The sequence below is a fragment of the Mycobacterium sp. genome (assembly GCF_049673265.1).
Classification (GTDB): Bacteria; Actinomycetota; Actinomycetes; order Mycobacteriales; family Mycobacteriaceae; genus Mycobacterium.
Genome location: NZ_JBATXN010000079.1, coordinates 1 through 2,337, shown reverse-complemented (window position 1 = coordinate 2,337; position 2,337 = coordinate 1). Strand labels below are relative to the sequence as shown.

3 protein-coding genes and 1 pseudogene are annotated in these 2,337 nt (G+C 63.4%); 3 read left to right on the top strand and 1 reads right to left on the bottom strand.

Going from position 1 to position 2,337, the window contains the following annotated elements; genetic code table 11:
- Both WBF82_RS02820 and WBF82_RS02815 read left to right on the top strand, forming a co-directional pair.
- Positions 1 to 566, top strand: a 566-nt coding sequence (locus WBF82_RS02820) for a flavin reductase family protein (RefSeq protein WP_424381582.1), incomplete at its 5' end; no start/stop codon positions are given.
- 17 nt (positions 567 to 583) lie between these two features.
- Complete coding sequence (locus WBF82_RS02815; protein ID WP_424381581.1) at positions 584 to 1,684, top strand: fatty acid desaturase family protein; 1,101 nt, start codon at positions 584 to 586, stop codon at positions 1,682 to 1,684.
- A gap of 6 nt (positions 1,685 to 1,690) precedes the next feature.
- On the opposite strand, the gene WBF82_RS02810 is transcribed toward WBF82_RS02815, so the two are convergent.
- The gene (locus WBF82_RS02810; RefSeq protein WP_424381580.1) at positions 1,691 to 2,155 is read right to left on the bottom strand and encodes a hypothetical protein; all 465 of its coding nucleotides are present in this window, start codon (positions 2,153 to 2,155) and stop codon (positions 1,691 to 1,693) included.
- Positions 2,156 to 2,207: 52 nt separating this feature from the next.
- Between WBF82_RS02810 and WBF82_RS02805 the strand changes: the two are divergent.
- A pseudogene (locus WBF82_RS02805) lies at positions 2,208 to 2,337 on the top strand (alpha/beta fold hydrolase); the annotation flags it as partial.

Below are 2,337 nucleotides of genomic sequence, written 5' to 3'. Positions count from 1 at the left end.
GCACGCTGGTCCACCGAGGCCACTCAGGCGAAATCGCGTTCGTGCATTACGCACGCACCCCCGCAGAGGCCTGCTATCGTCACGAACTCGCCGAGATGCCGGGCGTACGGGTGCTACACGGTTACACTCGGTCGGCCGGCGGTGAGCTGAAAGGCCGGTTCGGGCCCGAACATCTGGCAACGGCGATGCCGTCACCAGATGCTGTATTCGTCTGCGGCCCTGCGGCTTTAGTCGACGCCGTCAGTGAGCACTGCGAGAACGTGCACTCGGAAAGCTTCGTCGCACGGACGCTCGAGCTGCCCGCGCAGCCGTCGGGCGGGCTAGTGACGTTCGCGGACAGCGCCATTGAGGTCGTTGACGACGGTCGCCCGCTGTTGGAGCAAGCCGAATCAGCCGGCCTCACCCCGGAGAGCGGATGCCGGATGGGCATCTGCCACACCTGTACCCGCCGCAAAACCTGCGGTGTGGTGCGCAACCTGACCACCGGCGCGGTGTCGACCGCGCCCGACGAGGACGTGCAGATCTGTGTGTCCGTCCCCGTCGGCGACGTCGATATCGCCCTCTAGAGAAGCTGGAGAAGCCCATGACACAGCCCAAGATCGCCCTGACGCCCGAGCAGGCCGACGCTTTCGGCGCTGAACTCGACGCCATCAAGGAACGCGTGATGGCCGACCTAGGCCAGCGCGACGCCGACTACATCCGCCGTGTGATCAAAACGCAGCGTGCACTCGAAGTCGGTGGACGCGCCCTGCTGTTCGCCGGGATCCTGCCGCCGGCGTGGTTGGCAGGCACCGCGATGCTTTCAGTGGCAAAGATCCTCGACAACATGGAGATCGGCCACAACATCATGCACGGGCAGTACGACTGGATGCGTGACCCCGCCATCCGTGGCCGCGACTTCGAATGGGACACCGCGTGCCCGGCCGATCAATGGCGGCACTCGCACAACTACATGCACCACACCTACACCAACATCGTGGGCATGGACCGCGACATCGGCTACGGCATTCTGCGAATGAGCGAGGACCAGCGTTGGCAGCCCTACTTCCTGGGCAACCCGGTCTACGCCTTTCTGCTAATGGTGTTCTTCCAGTACGGGGTGGCCTTGCACGAACTGGAAACCGAGCGCATCAAGGCCGGTGAAATCCGGCTGGCTGACAAACGTGAGGTCTTGCAAGGCATTTGGCGCAAAACCCGCAAGCAGATGCTGAAGGACTATGTCGCCTTCCCGCTGTTGGCCGGGCCGTTTGCCCCGTTGGTGTTCGCCGGCAACCTGTCGGCCAATCTGATCCGCAACGTCTGGTCGTACATGATCATCTTCTGCGGGCACTTCCCTGATGGCACACAAGAATTCACTGTCGAGGAGACGCGCGACGAGTCCCGCGGGATGTGGTACTTCCGTCAGATCCTCGGTTCGGCGAACCTGACCGGCGGCAAGCTCTTCCACCTGCTGTCCGGCAACCTTTCGCACCAGATCGAGCATCACCTCTTCCCGGACATTCCCGCTCGGCGCTACGCGGAGATCGCCCCCGAGGTGCGAGAGATCTGCCGGCGTTACGGCATCCCGTACAACTCGGGTTCGCTGCCGAAACAGTTCGCCACCGTCGTGCGCAAAATCGTCAAACTGGCTCTGCCGCCGAAGAAGTCCAGCACCGCCGAGGTGCGCGAGTTGGTCGCCGCCTGAGGATCATCACCCCAGCTCGTAGGACTCCAGTGACACGCGGAAGAAGTGCCCGGTGCTGACGTCGGTGCATTTCACCGCCGACTGCTCGGTGCTGCAGGTGATCGAACCCCCGGACCACGCTTGGCTGTAATCCGTCGCGTCGGGAGCCGCCAAAGTGCCTGGACTGTAGCCGACAATGGGCGCCTGGCCCCGCATGAGGAGGAAGGTAGTGGTGGCGTCGGTCCGGCCGTGTGGGGGCGGCTGCGGGTGCACCCAGCTGTGGTTTGCGACGTCGCACTGCACGAAATTCTTTGCGACCGAGTGAGTGTCCGTCGGAGGGTAGTTAACGAGGTTGCAGGCGATGTCTCCCGACGGCGACTCGAACTGCGCGGAAAAGGGGTTGGCCTGCGCGCGTGCTGCCGTGCCGATCGTTGCCCCGGCGATGGCCGCGCACACCCCCGCAACTATCCCGATCTTGCGGTGAATGACCACACTTCGTGTTTAACGCCTGTCAGTTTCGCTTCCGTTGCTAAATTGTCAAGCCATGGTTAATCTGCCGGCCCTGGATGGCGTCGAGCACAAGTTCATCGATCTGGGCAATGGCATCACGATCCACGTCGCCGACGCCGGACCAGCCGACGGGCCGCCGGTGATGCTCGTACATGGTTTTCCGG